Here is a 15,488-nt window from a genome sequence, read left to right as displayed (position 1 = left end):
ACGAGGGCAAGGGTGACGGCGGCCCTCGTCGAGTGTGGGTCGCACCGGGTGGCGGCGCGGAGGAGGAGCGCAGGGGGAGGCGCGCCGCCAACCGGACCCCGCCAACCGGGCCCCACGGCGGGCTCCATGGGTTCACAGGACGGCCACCGGCGCCACCGGCGTCCCCGTCGCGCCCGTGAACGGCTCCGGCATCGCCGACAGCAGGAACGCGTACCGCCGCTCTTCTCCACAGGCTGTGGACAACTCCTCGAGATTCCAGTTCTGGCCCTGCAGCATCCCCATCTCCACCAGATCCAGGGCGTGCACGGGCAGCCACAGGTCCTCCCTCTCCGGCGGGAAGATCTCGAAGGTGAGCGTGTCGTTCGCGACCGCTGCCACATCACGCGCGTGGAACCACTCCGGGCAGCGCATCGACAGCCCCGGCGACGGATGGCCGTACCCGTGCTTGTCGCCCGCCAGATACACCCGCACCTGGCCGGTGCGCACCAGCACGATGTCCCCGGGGCCCACCCGGACCCCGCCGAACTCCTCGGCCGCCCGAAGGTCCTCCGGAGTGACCGCGTGCCCGCCCGCCAGCCGGTCCACGCCCCGCGCGCGGGCCACGTCCAGCAGCACCCCGCGCGAGACCACGTGCCGCGCCTTGTCGATGCCGCTGAACTCCGCGCCGCCGTGCGCGGTGACGGTGTGCGCCGGGCGGCCGTTGTAGAGCTTCCCGGAGTGCGAGACATGGGTCAGCGCGTCCCAGTGCGTACCCGCCTGCAGCCCCATCGTCACCGCGTCGTCGCTGCACGCCACCGTGCCCGGGCCGAACAGCTCCTGGTTGATCTGCACCATCGCGTGCAGCGGGTTGACCCGCCCCGGGATCATGCCCGTCTGCACCCCGTCCTCCTTCAGGGGCAGCGCGAGCGGCACCCGCCGGCCGGAGCGGACGCAGGACGCGGCGGCCCGCACCACCTCGTCCGTGATCAGGTTCAGCGTGCCGATCTCGTCGTCCGCCCCCCAGCGCCCCCAGTTGTTCACTCGCTTGGCGATCTCGTGGAACTCGGCCGGCAGTGACATCCGGTGCCTCCCCGGGGCTTGTGTCCGCGCATCCGACGCGCCATAAAATCTAACGGTCCGTCAGAAACCGCGGGAAGGGGCCGGGCGTGGGGAACTTCTTGGCAGGCAAGGTGGTCGCCGTGACGGGCGCCGGACGGGGCATCGGGCGGGCGGTCGCGCTCGCGGCCGCGGCCGAGGGGGCGAGGGTCGTCGTCAACGACTACGGCGTCGCCACGGACGGCACCGCACCGACGAGCGAGGTCGCGGACGCCGTCGTCAAGGAGATCGAGGCCGCGGGCGGACAGGCGGTCGCGGTCGCCGACGACATCTCCACCATGGCGGGCGGTCAGCGGGTCGTGGACGTGGCCCTCTCCTCGTACGGCCGGCTCGACGGGGTCGTGTGCGTCGCCGGGATCCTGCGCGAGCGGATGCTGTTCAACATGTCCGAGGAGGAGTGGGACCCGGTCATCGCCACCCACCTCAAGGGCACCTTCACCGTCTTCCGGGCCGCCTCCGCGGTGATGCGCCGGCAGCGCTCGGGCACGCTGATCGGCTTCACCAGTGGCAACCACCAGGGGTCCGTCTCGCAGGCCAACTACAGCGCGGCGAAGGGCGGGATCATCTCGCTGGTGCGGAGCGCGGCGCTGGGCCTGCACAAGTACGGGGTCACCGCCAACGCGGTGGCACCGGTGGCGCGGACGCGGATGTCGGCGGGGGTGCCGATGGAGCTGAAGGAGATCGGGGAGCCGGAGGACGTGGCGGCGCTCGTGGTGTACCTGCTGTCGGAGGGGGCCGCGGCGCAGGGCATCACCGGGCAGGTGTACACGGTTGCCGGGCCGAAGATCGCGGTGTGGGCGCAGCCGAGGGAACTGCGAGCCGCGTATGCCTCCGGCGGCTGGACCCCGGAAACGATCGCGGAGGCGCTGCCGGGGTCGGTGGGGGTGGATCCGATGCCGATGCTGTCCCAGCTGTCGGCGATGGAAGCGGCTGCGGGGAGTGGGGCTCGGCCCAACGCCTCATAGCCCGGGGTGCGTGGTGAGTCGGCGGGTGCGGGTTTCGTTGTGGTTGCTCGCGCCCACGCGGCGGAGCCGCATATCGGTACAGCCCCGCGCCCCTGGGGATGCTCTCCCGAGTTGATTGGAGACCGGTGTGGAGTTCGGGTTCGGGTGTGCCGACGAGGTGTTCCGGGCTGAGGTCCGGGGGTGGTTGGGGGAGCATGTCCGGCCCGGGGTGGACAGGCGGGAGTGGGAGCGGGTTCTCGGTGGGGCCGGGTGGATCGGCCTCGGGTGGCGGGAGTCGGGCTATGGGAACCGGACCGGCACGCTCACCCAGCAGGTCGTCTGGGCCGAGGAGTATGCCCGCTCCCAGGCGCCGCCGCGTTCGGGGCACATCGGGGAGAACCTGCTGGCGCCGACGCTCGTCGCGCACGGCAGCGCGGAGCAGAAGCAGCGGTTTCTGCCCGCCATAGCCGCCGGTGAGGAGCTGTGGTGTCAGGGGTACAGCGAGCCCGGGGCGGGGTCGGATCTCGCCGGGGTGCGGACGGCGGCCGTGCGGGACGGGAACGGGTACCGGGTCAGCGGGCAGAAGATCTGGACGTCCCTCGCCCACGAGGCCGACTGGTGCTTCGTGCTGGCCCGTACCGATGCGGAGTCCCGGCGCCATCACGGGCTGAGCTTTCTGCTCCTGCCCATGGACCAGCCCGGGCGCATCGAGGTGCGGCCGATTCGGCAGATGACCGGCACCAGCGAGTTCAACGAGGTCTTCTTCGACGGGGCACGCGCGCGCGTGGAGCACGTCGTCGGGGAAGAGGGACGGGGCTGGGAGGTGGCGATGAGCCTGCTCGGGTTCGAGCGGGGAGTGTCGACACTGGCCCAGCAGATCGGGTTCGCACGGGAGTTGGGTGCCGTGGTGCGCGCGGCCGTCGACAACGGCGCCGTCCGTGACCCCGTGGTGCGCGCGCGGCTGGTGCGGCAGTGGGCCGAGTTGCGCACCCTGCGGTGGAACGCCCTGCGCACGCTCGGTGGCGCCGGAGACGCCGGAGCGCCCAGTGCGGCCAAGCTGCTGTGGGGCAACTGGCACCAGCGGCTGGGCGAGCTGGCCGTACAGGTGCGGGGCGCGGAGGCGGCGGTGGGGCCGGAGGACTGGTCGCCGGCGCGGTCCTACGCGCTCGATCCCGACCAGCATCTGTTCCTCTTCTCCCGGGCCGACACCATCTACGGCGGCTCGGACCAGGTCCAGCGCACGATCATCGCCGAGCGGGTGCTCGGTCTGCCGAAGGAGCCGAGAGGGGCCGTGTGATGCGTGGCGTGGTGTTCGACGGCAAGCAGGTCCAGGTGGTGGACGACCTGACGGTGCGCGACCCGGGGCCCGGTGAGGTGCTGGTGGCCGTCTCGGCGGCCGGGCTGTGCCACAGCGACCTGTCGGTGGTGGACGGCACCATTCCCTTCCCGGTTCCGGTGGTGCTGGGACACGAGGGTGCGGGGGTGGTGGAGGCCGTCGGTGTGGGAGTCACCCATGTCGCGCCGGGTGACCATGTGGCCCTGTCCACGCTCGCCAACTGCGGTACGTGCGCGGAGTGCGACCGGGGCCGGCCCACCATGTGCCGGCAGGCCATCGGGCGGCCCGGAAAGCCGTTCGGGCGCGGGGAGCGAAGAATGTACCAGTTCGCCTCCAACTCGGCCTTCGCGGAACGCACGGTCGTACAGGCCGTGCAGGCGGTGCGGATCGCGGAGGAGATCCCGCTGCCGTCCGCCGCGCTGATCGGCTGCGGAGTGCTGACCGGGGTCGGCGCGGTGCTCAACCGGGCCCGGGTGGGTCTCGGGGAGAGCGTGGTCGTCATCGGCACCGGCGGCATCGGCCTGAACGTGCTGCAGGGCGCGCGGCTCGCCGGTGCGTCGCGGATCGTGGCCGTGGACGCCAACCCGGCGAAGGAGGCGGTGGCCCGGCAGTTCGGCGCGACCGACTTCCTGCCCTCGGCACAGGGCGTACGGGACCTGCTGCCGACGGGCGCCGACCACGTCTTCGAGTGCGTCGGCCGGGTGGAGCTGATCCGTCAGGCCGTCGACCTGCTCGACCGCCACGGCCAGGCCGTCCTGCTCGGCGTGCCGCCGGCCACGGCCGAGGCGTCCTTCCTCGTCTCCTCGCTCTACCTCGACAAGGCGATCCTCGGCTGCCGCTACGGCTCCTCCCGCCCCCAGCGCGACATCGCCCTCTACGCCGACCTGTACCGGCAGGGGCGGCTGCTCCTGGACGAGCTGGTGACGGCCACCTACCCGGTGGAGGACTTCGAGAAGGCGCGGGCCGACGCGGAGGCGGGGCGCGTGGCGCGGGCGGTGCTCACGTTCTGACGCCCGCCCGGAAGGTCCGCCGGTAGGCGCTCGGGGTCACGCCGAGCGCCTGCTGCAGATGCTGGCGCATCGACTGGGCCGTGCCGAAGCCCGCGTCCCGGGCCACCTGGTCGACCGACAGGTCGGTGGACTCCAGCAGCTGCCGGGCGCGTTCGACGCGCTGCTGCGTGAGCCACTGGCCGGGGCTGATGCCGGTCTCCTCACGGAAGCGGCGGGTGAAGGTGCGCACCGACATGGCCTCCTGCTCGGCCATGTCCCGCAGCTGGATCGGCTCGTGCAGGCGGCCGAGGGCCCAGGCGCGGGCCGCGGTGGTGGTGGCGAGCTGCGGGTCCGGGACGGGGCGGTGGATGTACTGGGCCTGGCCGCCGTCCCGGTGGGGCGGGACGACCGTGCGGCGGGCCACCTCGTTGGCGACGGCCGTGCCGTGGTCGCGGCGCACCATGTGCAGGCACAGGTCGATACCGGCCGCCACCCCGGCCGAGGTCAGCACGTCCCCGTCGTCGATGAACAGCACGTCCGCGTCCACCTCGACCTTCGGGAACATCCGCTGGAAGCGCTCGGCGTCGGCCCAGTGCGTGGTCGCCGGGCGGCCGTCGAGACACCCGGCGGCGGCCAGGACGTACGCACCGGTGCAGATGGAGGCCAGGCGGGTGCCGGGACGGATGCGGGCGAGCGCGGCGGCGAGCTCGTCGCTCAGCCTGCCCTCGTCGTAGACCGGTCCCAGCTCGTACGACGCCGGGACGATCACCGTGTCGGCCCGCTCCAGCGCCTCCGGGCCGTGGTAGACGTGCACCGTGAAGTCGGCGTCGGTCTCCACGGGCCCGGGCGGCCGCACCGAGCAGGTCACCACCTCGTACAGCTGCCGCCCCTCGGCGTCCCTGGGGCGGCCGAAGATGCGGTGCGGGATGCCCAGTTCGAAGGGGAGCAGGCCGTCCAGCGCGAGGACGACGACGCGGTGCGGGCGGAAGTCCTGGCCGGGGGTCATGGCCCGATCCTAGCGAATGCTGTCCTCCGGGCCACTCGATGGGAGGGGCCGGTTTCCCCGACCCTTGCTGACGTGACTCAGACAAGCGAAGCCGTAGCTCCCGCGCACGCCCCCGCCCCCCGGCGCCGGCGTGTGCACCGTGCCTGGTTCGTGGCCGCCGTCACCTTCGTCACGATCGTCGGCGCGGCCGCCTTCCGCTCCCTGCCGGGCCTGCTCATCGACCCGTTGAACGGCGAGTTCGGCTGGTCACGCGGCACGATCGGCGCGGCCGTCTCCATCAATCTCGCGCTCTACGGGCTCACCGCGCCCTTCGCGGCGGCGCTGATGGACCGCTTCGGCATCCGCCGCATCGTCGCCCTCGCGCTGACCGTCATCGCGCTCGGCTCCGGGCTGACCGTGTGGATGACGGCGCCCTGGCAACTGCTGCTGTGCTGGGGCCTGCTGGTCGGCCTCGGCTCCGGGTCCATGGCGCTGGCGTTCGCGGCGACGGTCACCCACCGCTGGTTCACCGAGCGGCGCGGCCTGGTCAGCGGCATCCTCACCGCGGCCTCCGCCTCCGGGCAGCTCGTCTTCCTGCCGCTGCTGTCCTGGATGGTCGAGGCGCACGGCTGGCGCCCGGCCGCCGTGACGGTCGCCCTGACCGCGCTCGCCGTCGTGCCGTTCGTCTGGATCCTGCTGCGCGACCACCCGGCCGACGTGGGCCTGAAGCCGTACGGCGCGACGGAGTTCGTGCCCAAGCCGCCGCCGCTCACCGGCGCCGCCCGCCGCACGCTCTCCGTGCTCGCCTCCGCCGCCCGCACGGGCCCCTTCTGGCTGCTCGCCGGCACCTTCGCGATCTGCGGCGCCTCCACCAACGGCCTGGTGCAGACCCACTTCGTGCCCGCCGCGCACGACCACGGCATGCCGGTCACGGCGGCGGCCTCGCTGCTCGCGGTCGTCGGCGTGTTCGACGTCGTCGGCACCATCGCCTCCGGCTGGTTCACCGACCGCTTCGAACCGCGCCGCCTGCTCGCCGTGTACTACGCCCTGCGCGGTGTCTCCCTGGTCTTCCTGCCGATGCTGCTGGCCCCGTCGGTCCACCCGCCGATGGTCTTCTTCATCGTCTTCTACGGCCTGGACTGGGTCGCCACCGTCCCGCCCACCCTGGCGCTGTGCCGGGAGCGGTACGGCGAGGACAGCGCCATCGTCTTCGGCTGGGTGCTCGCCGCCCACCAGGTCGGTGCCGCCCTCGTCGCCTTCCTCGGCGGTGTCGCCCGCGACGTCTTCGGCTCCTACGACGTCGTCTGGTACGCCTCCGGCACCCTGTGCGCGGCGGCGGCCCTGATGGCCCTGGTGATCCGCCGCCGCCCGGCAGCCCCGGCCCTCGCGGTGTCCTGACCCGTCCTACGAGCCTTCCTGAAGCCGGGTGAACCGCCCTCGGTGGAACACCAGCGGATCGCCCGGCCCGTCTGCCCCGAGGGCGTCCACCCGGCCCACGACGATGAGGTGGTCGCCCCCGGTGTGCACGGCGTGGACGGTGCAGTCGATCCAGGCCGCCGCCCCCGCGAGGCGCGGCGCCCCGGAGACCGGCGCCGCGTCGTACGCCACCCCCGCGAACTTGTCCCCGCCGCTCACCGCGAAGCCCCGGCACAGCTCGCCCTGCCCGGCGCTCAGCACGTTGACGCAGAAGACGCCCGCGCGGGCGATGCGCGGCCAGGTGGCGGACGTACGGCCGACGAGAAAGCAGACCAGGGGCGGGTCGAGGGACAACGAGGAGAACGACTGGCAGGCGAACCCGGCCGGGCCCGCCTCACCCTCGGCGGCCGGTGCCGTGATCACCGTGACCCCGGTCGCGAAGCTGCCCAGCACCCGCCGGAACTCGGCCTGCCCGACCGGCGCCCGCTCACCCTCCCGCACGCATCGCAACTCCGGCCGCGGCAACGGCTCCACCGACTCCGCCCGGGAACCGCCCCCGAGGTACCGAACAGCGGCAGCCGCCGCGCCTGCGTGTCCCATCATTCCCTCATTGAAGCTGACGCGGTGTCAGACGGGAAGAGCCGGAACCGGGCCGTCTCGGTGGCCGAACTAGAGTCGGAGCGAAGCGACTTGATCATTCCTTCTTCGGTGAGGTTTCCGTGTCCGTGATTCCCGACTCCCATGTCGACCTGCTCGAGCGTCCCCTCTTCGGCCACCTCGGCACGCTGCGCCCGGACGGTGCCGTGCAGGTGAACCCGGTGTGGTTCCGCTGGGACGGTGAACTGCTGTGGTTCACCACCGAGAAACGGCGTCACAAGTACCGCAACATCACCAAGAACCCGCAGGCCACCCTCTCCGTCAACGATCCCGAGCGGCCCTACCGCTACCTGGAGGTGCGCGGCACGATCGAGCAGATCGTGGACGATCCCTCCACCGACGGCTTCTTCACGCTGGCCGAGCGCTACGGCATGAGCTTCGAGCGCCCCCTCCCGGACGCCCCGCACCGCGTCCTGCTGGGTCTGCGGCCGCGGCACGCCACCTACCAGTAGCCGATCCCGGGCGGCCCCGCCGTCGTACCCGCGCCGGCCTGTCCTTACGCTGTGCGGCCATGGGGTGGGCAAACGCGCACGAGCAGCGCATACGCGAGGAACGCACGGACGACGAGGGCCAAAGAACAGGGCCGGCCCTGTGGGCGGCCACCGACCTGGGGGCGGCCGTGTCCGTCGGCGGGGCGCAGCTTCCGGCGGCCGGGCTGCTGTGGTGGATCGACGTCGCCGCGACCAAGGACGACTACGGCGCGGGCAGCGGCGGAGCCCTCGGCGCGCTCTGCGTGCTCCTGTTCGCGCCGCTGCTGCTGCCGCTGCTGGGCCTGGGGCTGACGTTCGCGCTCACCCTGCCCTCGGTCGTCCTCGCCCGGCTCGCCGTCCGTCGGCTCGGCGGACCCGCCTGGGTGTGGCACCTGCTCGCCCCGCTGGCTCCGGCCGCCGGCTGGGGCGCGCTGACGGCCCCGCTCTGGCCGTTCGGCACCTCCGTCCCGGTCCTCGCGGCGCTGGGCCTGCTGCCCACCCTCTGGGTCGGGCTCGCGCGCAGGCGGGCCTGGCGGCCGTGGGGCGTGTGGTGGCGCGCGGCGCTCGGCTCGGCCGTGCTCTTCGTGGTGGCCCTGGGCGGCGGCATCCTCGCCACCGAGACGGGCCTGATCCGGCAGTACGAGCCCCCGAAGCTGAGCACCGGCCGGCTCGCCGGGGTCTGGCGCGGCCCGAACGGGGCCGAGCTGCGGCTGAGCGCCGACGGGCGGGCGCAGGCGGTACGGCTGCCGGCCCAGCCCCCGGACTACGACTGGCTGGAGAAGGAGTTCGTGACCTGCGAAGGCACCGGCGACTGGCGGGCCGAGCACCGGACGGACCTCGGCCGGGACGGCATCCGGCTCCGGCTCGACGGCGACTGCGGTGAGGACACCGACTGGTCCTTCGGCGGCACCGAGGACGCCCCCGAACTGTTCGTCCTCTTCGGCGACCCGGACTCCGGCACCCTGCGCATCCTCAGGCCGGCCGAGGGCGGCTCCGCCCAGGAGTAGGGGTCGCCCCGCGCCTCACCGCCCCCGGAACTCCGGGCTCCTGCGCTCCACGAACGCCCGCAGGCCCTCCCCGGCGTCCTCCGTGGTCAGGTTGATCTCCTGGGCCCACGCCTCCGCCGCGAAGGCGGTCGAGCGGTCGGTGTCCAGGGAGGCGTTGACCAGGTGCTTGGTGAGGGCGATGGCCCGGGTCGGGCCGGAGGCCAGCCGGGTCGCCCAGTCGCGGGCCGTCTTCGCCAGCTCCGCGTCCGGCACGACCCGGTTGACCAGGCCCAGCCGCTCGGCGTCCGCCGCCGGCAGGGCGTCGCCGAAGAACATCAGCTCCTTCGCCCGCTGCGGCCCGACCAGCCGGGGCAGCAGGTGGGCGCCGCCGCCGTCCGGCACGAGGCCGCGCCGTACGAACACCTCGATGAACCGGGCCGACTCGGCGGCCAGCACCAGGTCGCAGGCGAGCGCGAGATGCGCGCCGAGCCCGGCCGCCGTACCGTTCACGGCGGCCAGCACCGGCTTCTCGCAGTCCAGCACGGCCGCGATCAGCCGCTGCGCGCCCAGCCGCAGAGTCCGCGCCACATCCCCAGCCAGACGCATCTCGCCCGAGGTCCTGTCCGGGGCGTCGCGTGTTCCGCTCGCGGTCCCGTCCGCGGCGGCGCGTTCCCCACCCCCGGCCCCGTTCCCGGCGGCGCGTCCCCCGGTTCCGCCCCGCAGGTCCGCGCCCGCGCAGAATGCTCGGCCGGTGCCGGTGAGTACCACCGCCCGCACGTCCGGGTCCGCCGACGCCTGCGCCAGTAGCTCGATCAGGCGGTCCCGCATGGCGGGGGTCAGGGCGCCCAGGGCCTCCGGGCGGTCGAGGGTGAGGTGGCAGACCTGGTCGCGGATCTCGTGAAGGACGCCGCTCACCGGCACACCACCAGCGCGTCCAGCGCGACCGCACCCTGCCCGCGCGGCAGCACCATCAGGGGGTTGATGTCCAGCTCGGCGATCCGGTCGCCCAGCTCCAGGGCCATGCGCTGGACCCGCAGGACGACCTCGACCAAGGCGTCCAGGTCGGCCGGTGGCCGCCCCCGGACCCCGTCCAGCAGGGCACGCCCGCGCAGGTCGCCGAGCATGTCGCGGGCCTGCTCCTCGCCGAACGGCGGGACGCGTACGGCGGCGTCGCGCAGCACCTCCACGAGAACCCCGCCGAGCCCTACGGTCACCGTCGGCCCGAACAGCGCGTCGTGCGTCACCCCGACGACCATCTCGACGCCCTGCTCGACCATCTGGCACACCAGGACGCCGTCCAGCGAGACGCCCTCGTAGCGGGCGATGTCGGTCAGCTCGCGGTAGGCGTCGCGGACCTGGCTGGCCGAGGTCAGGCCGATCTTCACCAGGCCCAGCTCGGTCTTGTGGGCGATCTGCGCGCCGGACGCCTTCATCACCACCGGGTAGCCGACCTGTCCGGCCGCCCGGACGGCCGCCGCCGCGCTGGTCACGAGCTGCTCGCGCGGCACCCGGATGCCGTAGGCGCGCAGCAGCTGCTTGGCCGCGTGCTCGCTGAGCTGCTGGGCGGGGCGCATCAGCAGCTCCGCCTTGCGGAAGGACGGGGAGGGGGTGCGCGGGGCCGCGTCGAAGGGGGAGCGGTAGTCGCGCACGAAGCGGTGGTGGTCGAGCCACGCGCGCACGGCAGTCAGGCAGTTGCCGACCGTGCGGAAGGTGGCCACCCGGGAGGAGCCGAGCAGGACCTCCCGGTACGCCGGCTCGGTGCCGACCGGTGACCCCCACACCACGCACACCAGCTTGTCGGTCTCCTCGGCCGCCTCGACCAGGTCCCGCACCAGGTGGTCGCTGAGCGGCGGGAAGGGCCCGGTGACGGGACAGACGAGCACGCCCACCGCAGGGTCGGCGAGGATCGCGTCGATGATCTTCCGGCCGCGCCAGTCACCCACCGGGTGCCCGCCGTTGTCCACCGGGTTGGCCACACTCAGGTACTCCGGTATCCACTGGTGCAGCTCCGCCTGCCGCTCCTGCGACAGTTTCGGCAGCCGCAGGCCCAGCCCGGCGGCGAGGTCGGCGACATGCGCGCCGGTGCCGCCCGAGATGGAGTAGACGACGACACCGTCGGCCCGCGGCGCCCGCGCCCGGGCCAGCAGGGTTGCGGTGTCCTGGAGTTCGTCGAGGCCGTCGACGCGGATCACGCCGTACTGCCGCATCGCCGCGTCCACCACGTCGTCGGCGCCGGTGAGCTTGCCGGTGTGCGTGGCCGCCGTCCGCGCGCCCTCCTCGGTCCGGCCCACCTTCACCGCGACCACCGGCACTCCGCGCCGGGCGGCCCGGTCGGCGGCCAGCAGGAAGGCGCGGCCGTCCTTGAGGCCCTCCAGGTAGCAGGCGATGGCGCCGACCTCGGGCTGCTCGGCGAAGTACGAGAGGAAGTCGGCGGTCTCCAGGTCGGCCTCGTTGCCCGTCGGCGCCCAGTGGGAGAGCCGGATGCCCAGCTCCTGCAGCGCGAAGAGGGGCCGGCCCTGGTGTCCCGACTGGGTGATGAGCGCGATCGCGGGCCCTTCGAGGTCCTCCCGGAACCGCTCGAAGGCGTTGAGGTTGGTGTTCGGCCCGAGCAGCCGCAGCCCCGAGCGCCGTACCGCCTGTGTCAGCCGCGCCTGGGCCTCGGCGCCCGCCTCGCCGGTCTCGGCGAACCCGGAGGCGAAGGCGACGGCGAACTTCGCCTTGGCCTCGGCCAGTTCCTCGATCACCGGCAGCGGATCGGCGACCAGCAGCACCGCCAGGTCGACCTGTTCGGGCAGTGCGCCGACGGACGGGGAGCAGGCGAGACCGAACACGGACGGCCGGGTCGGGTGCACCGGATGCACCCGCGCCCCCACCCGCTCGGCCCAGGCGAGCAACTGCCTGGTGATCCCCGTGTTGGGCCGCCCCTCCGTGTCGGAGGCGCCGACCACGGCGACCGACTCGGGGCGGAAGAACCGCGTCAGATCGGGTACGCCGGCGTAGCGCGGGCGCCCGCTGACGTCGAGGTCGTCGTCGACCTGGTCGTGGACGACGGGTCCGGGCCGTTCCTCACCGCAGGCGAGGACCCGGGCCCGGCGGGAGTCGGTGGTGAGGGTGCCGTGGGTTGATCCAAGCATCGTTCCGCCCGCTCCTGTGTGACAGCGCAGGACAGCGCTGGAGGACAGCAGATTCAACTGACGCAGTGTCAGATTACTGAACTGACACAACGTCAGGAACGGGTCGGACCGGCAAAGTTACGGCCGGACGCACCACGGAGGGGCTGCGAAGGGACGACGGAGGGGCGGGGGAGGCCTACCCCAGCCGCTTCGCCACCGCCCTGGCGACCTTCTCCGCGTCGATCGCCAGCTCCCGGAACATGCCGCTGATCGGGTTGGTGAACCCGGTGAAGTACAGGCCGGCGGCCTGCGCCGGCGTCCGGCCGCCGTGCACCACGGGCCTGCCGCGCTCGTCCAGCACCCCGAGATGCCCGACCAGCCCCTCCAGGGCCCGCACGTACCCGGTGGCCGCGATCACGGCGTCGGGGGAGATGCGGCTGCCGTCGGCGAGGACCACCTTCCCGTCCTCGAAGCCCTCGACGGCCGCCACGACCTCCACGCTGCCCTTGCGCACGGCGTCGATGAGGCCGACGTCCTGCACCGGGATGGCGCCCTCGCGGACCCTGCTGTAGAGCCCCGTCCCGGGGCGCGGCAGCCCGTGCGCGGACAGGTCCGGCGTGCTGACCTTCGCGAGCGGCCGGGCCAGCCGGTCGACGAGCCGCACCGGCAGCCGTCGTACCAGCACGCCCGTGTACTGGGCCGCCCACCCGGCGGTCGAGCGGCGCACGATGTGCGGGGCGGTGCGCACCGCCAGCCGTACCCGCGCGGCCCCGCCCTCCACCAGGTCGACGGCGATCTCGGCACCGGTGTTGCCGACGCCGACCACGAGCACGTCGCGGCCCGCGTAGGGCAGGGCGTTGCGGTAGGCGCCGGCATGCAGGAACTCCCCGCCGTAGCCGTCGAGGCCGGGCCAGTCGGGGACGCGGGGGGTGTGGTTGAAGCCGGTGGCGACGACCACCGCGCTCCCGGTCAGCTCCCGCCCGCCGGAGGCGTGCAGCAGCCAGCCCTCCCCGTCCCCGGACCGCTCGACGCGGAACACCTCCACGCCGGTGACGATCTCCAGCTCGTGGTGTTCGGCGTACTTCTCCAGGTAGCGCACCACGTTGTCGCGGGACACCCAGCGCCCGAACCTGCGGGGCATCGCCAGGCCCGGCAGCGCCGACAGGCGCCGGGTGGTGTGCAGGTGCAGCCGGTCGTAGTGGCGCCGCCAGGAGGCGCCCACGTGGTCGGCCTTCTCCAGGACCACCGCCCGTATGCCCCGCGCCCGCAGCGCGTACGCGGCGGCCAGCCCGCCGGGACCGGCGCCGATCACATAGACGGGGCGGTCGGCGGGGGTCGGGGAGGGCTGCGCGGAGGCGGGGCGGGATACGGCCATGAGCGCGAGCGTAATCACGCACCCGCTTGATGGGTATCGGTCAAGACCGGAATTGGTTGCGGATTGATCACGGGTGTGCGGAAACCGGGCGGAAGAGGTGTCCTGGACGCCTCCCCCGTGACGGTCGGGTGTGCGGGCGGCATGGGTGCCGTCCCGGGCGAGCGCACGGCGAATCCCGGCGGGGGGCTCAACTTCCGGGCCGATCTGACGTACCGTCAGATGTCATGGACGCGATCTGGCTCGACGGTGCGGAGTGGCTCGCGGTGCTGCGCATGGGTCTTGGCCTGTGGTGGCTGGAGAGCTGGCGGCACAAGGACAAGAAGGCCTGGTTCCACCGCGGCAGCGGCATCGCGTGGGCGGCGGAGGTGGCGGAGAAACACCGCTGGGAGCTGGTGCGCTCGGGCTTCGACACGGTGGTGAAACCCCACCCGAAGCTCATGGCGTACCTCGTCGCCTACGCCGAACTCGCCCTCGGCCTGGGCCTGATCTCCGGCTTCCTGACCCCGGTGGCGCTGCTCGGCGGACTGCTGCTGAACGCGATCTACTTCGTCCTCATGATCCACGACTGGGCGGAGCAGGGGCAGAACTCGATGATGGCCCTGATCTCCCTGGTCGCCTTCTTCGGGATGGCCTGGCAGAGCTGGTCCCTGGACGCGGCGCTGGGGTGGTTCCGGTGACCGCGCCCCGCCACGACGTGCCCGAGCCCGACGCCCTCACCCGCCCCTACTGGGACGCGGCGGCACGGGGCCGCCTCCTGATCCGTCGCTGCGGAACCTGCGGCCGGGCCCACCACTACCCCCGCGAGTTCTGCCCGCACTGCTGGAGCGACGACGTCACCTGGGAGCGGGCGAGCGGCCGGGCCACCCTCTACACCTGGTCCACGGTCCACCGCAACGACCTCCCGCCCTTCACCGACCGCACCCCGTACACGGCCGCCGTGGTCGACCTGGCCGAGGGCCCGCGCATGATGACGGAACTGGTGGACTGCGCCGGCACCGAGCCGGTCGCCGGGATGGACCTCGAAGTGACCTTCCGGGACGAAAAACCGGTGTTCCGGCCCAAGCCCTGATCGCGACCATGTCCGCATGGACCCCGCTGCCCGGCATCCCACCCACGACCTGGAGGACTTCCTCACCCGCGCCGGCGCCTGCTGAGGGTCTACGGCGACCAGGTCCGGCACGCTCGGTGACGCGGAGGGCGGCGTACGGGCGGTCGTCTTCCACACCCCGCCGCACGCCCTGAACCTCACCCCGGCTCACCCCCGAGGACGCCGGGGCCCTGGCGGACCGCCTGGCCGGCTCGCCTCCGCCGGGCGGGTGCGGCTCACGGCCACAGGAGTTGCCGTTGCCAGCCCCACCCCGTCTTGCGGTACTCCAGGCGTACATGGCGACGGTCGGCGTCGCCCTGGAAGAACTCGACCGTGTCCGGGCGGACCCGGTACAGCGTCCAGGTCGGGGACGGCTCCGTCGGGTTCTGGCGGGCCCGCTCCCAGGCCGCCTCGGAGGCCTGCCGCAGCTCCTCCAGTGAGCCGAGGTCGTCGCTCTGCCGTCCGGTCAGCGCGGCGGCCAGGGCGCCGGTGGAACGGGCCTGCAGGTCGGCCTGGCTGTCGTGGGAGGGGGCCGAGGCGACCGGTCCCCGGAGCCGGACCTGGCGGCCCAGCGTCGGCCAGTAGAAGACCAGGGCCGCGTACGGGTGGGCGCTCAGGGCGCGTCCCTTGCGGCTGGTGGCGTGGGTGCCGAAGGACCAGCCCTCCGCGTCCGCGCCGTGCAGCATCACGATCCGGGCGTCCGGGTTGCCGTCCTCGTCGGCCGTCGCCAGGGACATCGTGTGCGGCTCCGTCTCGCCGGCCCGCACCGCCTCGGCGAACCAGCTCGTGAACAGGGTCAGCGGTGTCGGCGGTGCCGTGTCCGGGTCGAAGGACGGCAGTCGAGTCCGCTCGGGCGACCAGACCCGCAGGGTCCTGAGCAGTTCGTGGAGATCGGTGAGTGCCATGGGGCGAGTATCACCCGGGCTCGGGGGAGCCGGCCGCCGCACCGGGGACCGGTCAGCCGCGGCCCAGCACCACCGTCCCCGACGAGCAGAACCAGCCCCCCGTGCCGGAGGCGACCCCCAGGCGGGGCAG

15 protein-coding genes are annotated in these 15,488 nt (G+C 73.4%); 8 read left to right on the top strand and 7 right to left on the bottom strand.

Features of this window, described 5'->3' with window-relative positions:
- Window positions 1–132: 132 nt before the first annotated feature.
- Window positions 133–1,059 (bottom strand): cyclase family protein, encoded by a 927-nt coding sequence (locus ACZ404_RS24595; RefSeq protein WP_468443313.1) that lies wholly within the window; start codon window positions 1,057–1,059, stop codon window positions 133–135.
- A gap of 86 nt (window positions 1,060–1,145) precedes the next feature.
- Between ACZ404_RS24595 and ACZ404_RS24590 the strand changes: the two genes are divergently transcribed.
- The 3 genes from ACZ404_RS24590 (at window position 1,146) to ACZ404_RS24580 (ending at window position 4,385) form a co-directional block, all read left to right on the top strand.
- Window positions 1,146–2,060 (top strand): SDR family NAD(P)-dependent oxidoreductase, encoded by a 915-nt coding sequence (locus tag ACZ404_RS24590; protein ID WP_468443311.1) that lies wholly within the window; start codon window positions 1,146–1,148, stop codon window positions 2,058–2,060.
- Between the two features lie 127 nt (window positions 2,061–2,187).
- Window positions 2,188–3,336, top strand: coding sequence for an acyl-CoA dehydrogenase family protein (locus ACZ404_RS24585; RefSeq protein ID WP_468443309.1), 1,149 nt, complete (start codon window positions 2,188–2,190; stop codon window positions 3,334–3,336).
- A complete protein-coding gene (locus tag ACZ404_RS24580; protein WP_468443307.1) occupies window positions 3,336–4,385 on the top strand; it encodes an alcohol dehydrogenase catalytic domain-containing protein in 1,050 nt (349 codons plus the stop codon). The genes ACZ404_RS24585 and ACZ404_RS24580 overlap by 1 nt, the downstream gene beginning before the upstream one ends.
- Here ACZ404_RS24580 and ACZ404_RS24575 read toward each other — a convergent pair.
- Window positions 4,375–5,370, bottom strand: a complete 996-nt coding sequence (locus ACZ404_RS24575; protein ID WP_468443305.1) for a GlxA family transcriptional regulator — start codon at window positions 5,368–5,370, stop codon at window positions 4,375–4,377. The genes ACZ404_RS24580 and ACZ404_RS24575 overlap by 11 nt on opposite strands.
- 72 nt (window positions 5,371–5,442) lie before the next feature.
- On the opposite strand from ACZ404_RS24575, the gene ACZ404_RS24570 reads away from it, so the two are divergent.
- Window positions 5,443–6,747, top strand: a complete 1,305-nt coding sequence (locus ACZ404_RS24570; protein WP_468443303.1) for an MFS transporter — start codon at window positions 5,443–5,445, stop codon at window positions 6,745–6,747.
- Between the two features lie 6 nt (window positions 6,748–6,753).
- On the opposite strand, the gene ACZ404_RS24565 is transcribed toward ACZ404_RS24570, so the two are convergent.
- On the bottom strand, window positions 6,754–7,365 hold the full coding sequence (locus tag ACZ404_RS24565; RefSeq protein ID WP_468443764.1) for a flavin reductase family protein: 612 nt from the start codon (window positions 7,363–7,365) through the stop codon (window positions 6,754–6,756).
- A gap of 119 nt (window positions 7,366–7,484) precedes the next feature.
- Between ACZ404_RS24565 and ACZ404_RS24560 the strand changes: the two genes are divergently transcribed.
- Window positions 7,485–7,874 carry a PPOX class F420-dependent oxidoreductase gene (locus tag ACZ404_RS24560; protein WP_468443301.1) on the top strand — a complete coding sequence of 130 codons (390 nt, stop codon included), beginning with the start codon at window positions 7,485–7,487 and terminating at the stop codon, window positions 7,872–7,874.
- 59 nt (window positions 7,875–7,933) lie between these two features.
- Window positions 7,934–8,899 carry a hypothetical protein gene (locus ACZ404_RS24555; RefSeq protein ID WP_468443299.1) on the top strand — a complete coding sequence of 322 codons (966 nt, stop codon included), beginning with the start codon at window positions 7,934–7,936 and terminating at the stop codon, window positions 8,897–8,899.
- Between the two features lie 15 nt (window positions 8,900–8,914).
- Here the strand turns inward: ACZ404_RS24555 and ACZ404_RS24550 are convergent, their stop codons facing one another.
- From ACZ404_RS24550 to ACZ404_RS24540, 3 genes are all read right to left on the bottom strand, one after another.
- Complete coding sequence (locus tag ACZ404_RS24550) at window positions 8,915–9,799, bottom strand: enoyl-CoA hydratase/isomerase family protein (protein ID WP_468443297.1); 885 nt, start codon at window positions 9,797–9,799, stop codon at window positions 8,915–8,917.
- The gene (locus ACZ404_RS24545; protein WP_468443295.1) at window positions 9,790–12,012 is read right to left on the bottom strand and encodes an acetate--CoA ligase family protein; all 2,223 of its coding nucleotides are present in this window, start codon (window positions 12,010–12,012) and stop codon (window positions 9,790–9,792) included. Before ACZ404_RS24545 ends, ACZ404_RS24550 begins: the two co-directional genes overlap by 10 nt.
- Before the next feature lie 175 nt (window positions 12,013–12,187).
- The gene (locus tag ACZ404_RS24540; RefSeq protein WP_468443293.1) at window positions 12,188–13,366 is read right to left on the bottom strand and encodes a flavin-containing monooxygenase; all 1,179 of its coding nucleotides are present in this window, start codon (window positions 13,364–13,366) and stop codon (window positions 12,188–12,190) included.
- Window positions 13,367–13,590: 224 nt separating this feature from the next.
- Here ACZ404_RS24540 and ACZ404_RS24535 point away from each other — a divergent pair, with 224 nt between their 5' ends.
- Together ACZ404_RS24535 and ACZ404_RS24530 are read left to right on the top strand one after the other, a co-directional pair.
- Entirely contained in the window at window positions 13,591–14,043 is a 453-nt protein-coding gene (locus tag ACZ404_RS24535) for a DoxX family membrane protein (RefSeq protein WP_468443291.1), read from the top strand.
- Window positions 14,040–14,435 carry a Zn-ribbon domain-containing OB-fold protein gene (locus ACZ404_RS24530; protein ID WP_468443289.1) on the top strand — a complete coding sequence of 132 codons (396 nt, stop codon included), beginning with the start codon at window positions 14,040–14,042 and terminating at the stop codon, window positions 14,433–14,435. The genes ACZ404_RS24535 and ACZ404_RS24530 overlap by 4 nt, the downstream gene beginning before the upstream one ends.
- 254 nt (window positions 14,436–14,689) lie before the next feature.
- Here ACZ404_RS24530 and ACZ404_RS24525 read toward each other — a convergent pair whose 3' ends face one another.
- Window positions 14,690–15,358, bottom strand: coding sequence for a pyridoxine/pyridoxamine 5'-phosphate oxidase (locus ACZ404_RS24525; RefSeq protein ID WP_468443287.1), 669 nt, complete (start codon window positions 15,356–15,358; stop codon window positions 14,690–14,692).
- Window positions 15,359–15,488 lie beyond the last annotated feature (130 nt).

It is taken from the genome of Streptomyces sp. NPDC030798, from assembly GCF_055572275.1.
This window is presented reverse-complemented; position numbering and strand designations above follow the sequence as displayed.

Coding starts and splice junctions, on each gene's coding strand:
- ACZ404_RS24595 (WP_468443313.1), bottom strand. CDS start 1,059: ATGTCACTGCCGGCCGAGTTCCACGAGATCGCCAAGCGAGTGAACAAC.
- ACZ404_RS24535 (WP_468443291.1), top strand. CDS start 13,591: ATGGACGCGATCTGGCTCGACGGTGCGGAGTGGCTCGCGGTGCTGCGC.
- ACZ404_RS24555 (WP_468443299.1), top strand. CDS start 7,934: ATGGGGTGGGCAAACGCGCACGAGCAGCGCATACGCGAGGAACGCACG.
- ACZ404_RS24540 (WP_468443293.1), bottom strand. CDS start 13,366: ATGGCCGTATCCCGCCCCGCCTCCGCGCAGCCCTCCCCGACCCCCGCC.
- ACZ404_RS24580 (WP_468443307.1), top strand. CDS start 3,336: ATGCGTGGCGTGGTGTTCGACGGCAAGCAGGTCCAGGTGGTGGACGAC.
- ACZ404_RS24545 (WP_468443295.1), bottom strand. CDS start 12,012: ATGCTTGGATCAACCCACGGCACCCTCACCACCGACTCCCGCCGGGCC.
- ACZ404_RS24575 (WP_468443305.1), bottom strand. CDS start 5,370: ATGACCCCCGGCCAGGACTTCCGCCCGCACCGCGTCGTCGTCCTCGCG.
- ACZ404_RS24525 (WP_468443287.1), bottom strand. CDS start 15,358: ATGGCACTCACCGATCTCCACGAACTGCTCAGGACCCTGCGGGTCTGG.
- ACZ404_RS24565 (WP_468443764.1), bottom strand. CDS start 7,365: ATGGGACACGCAGGCGCGGCGGCTGCCGCTGTTCGGTACCTCGGGGGC.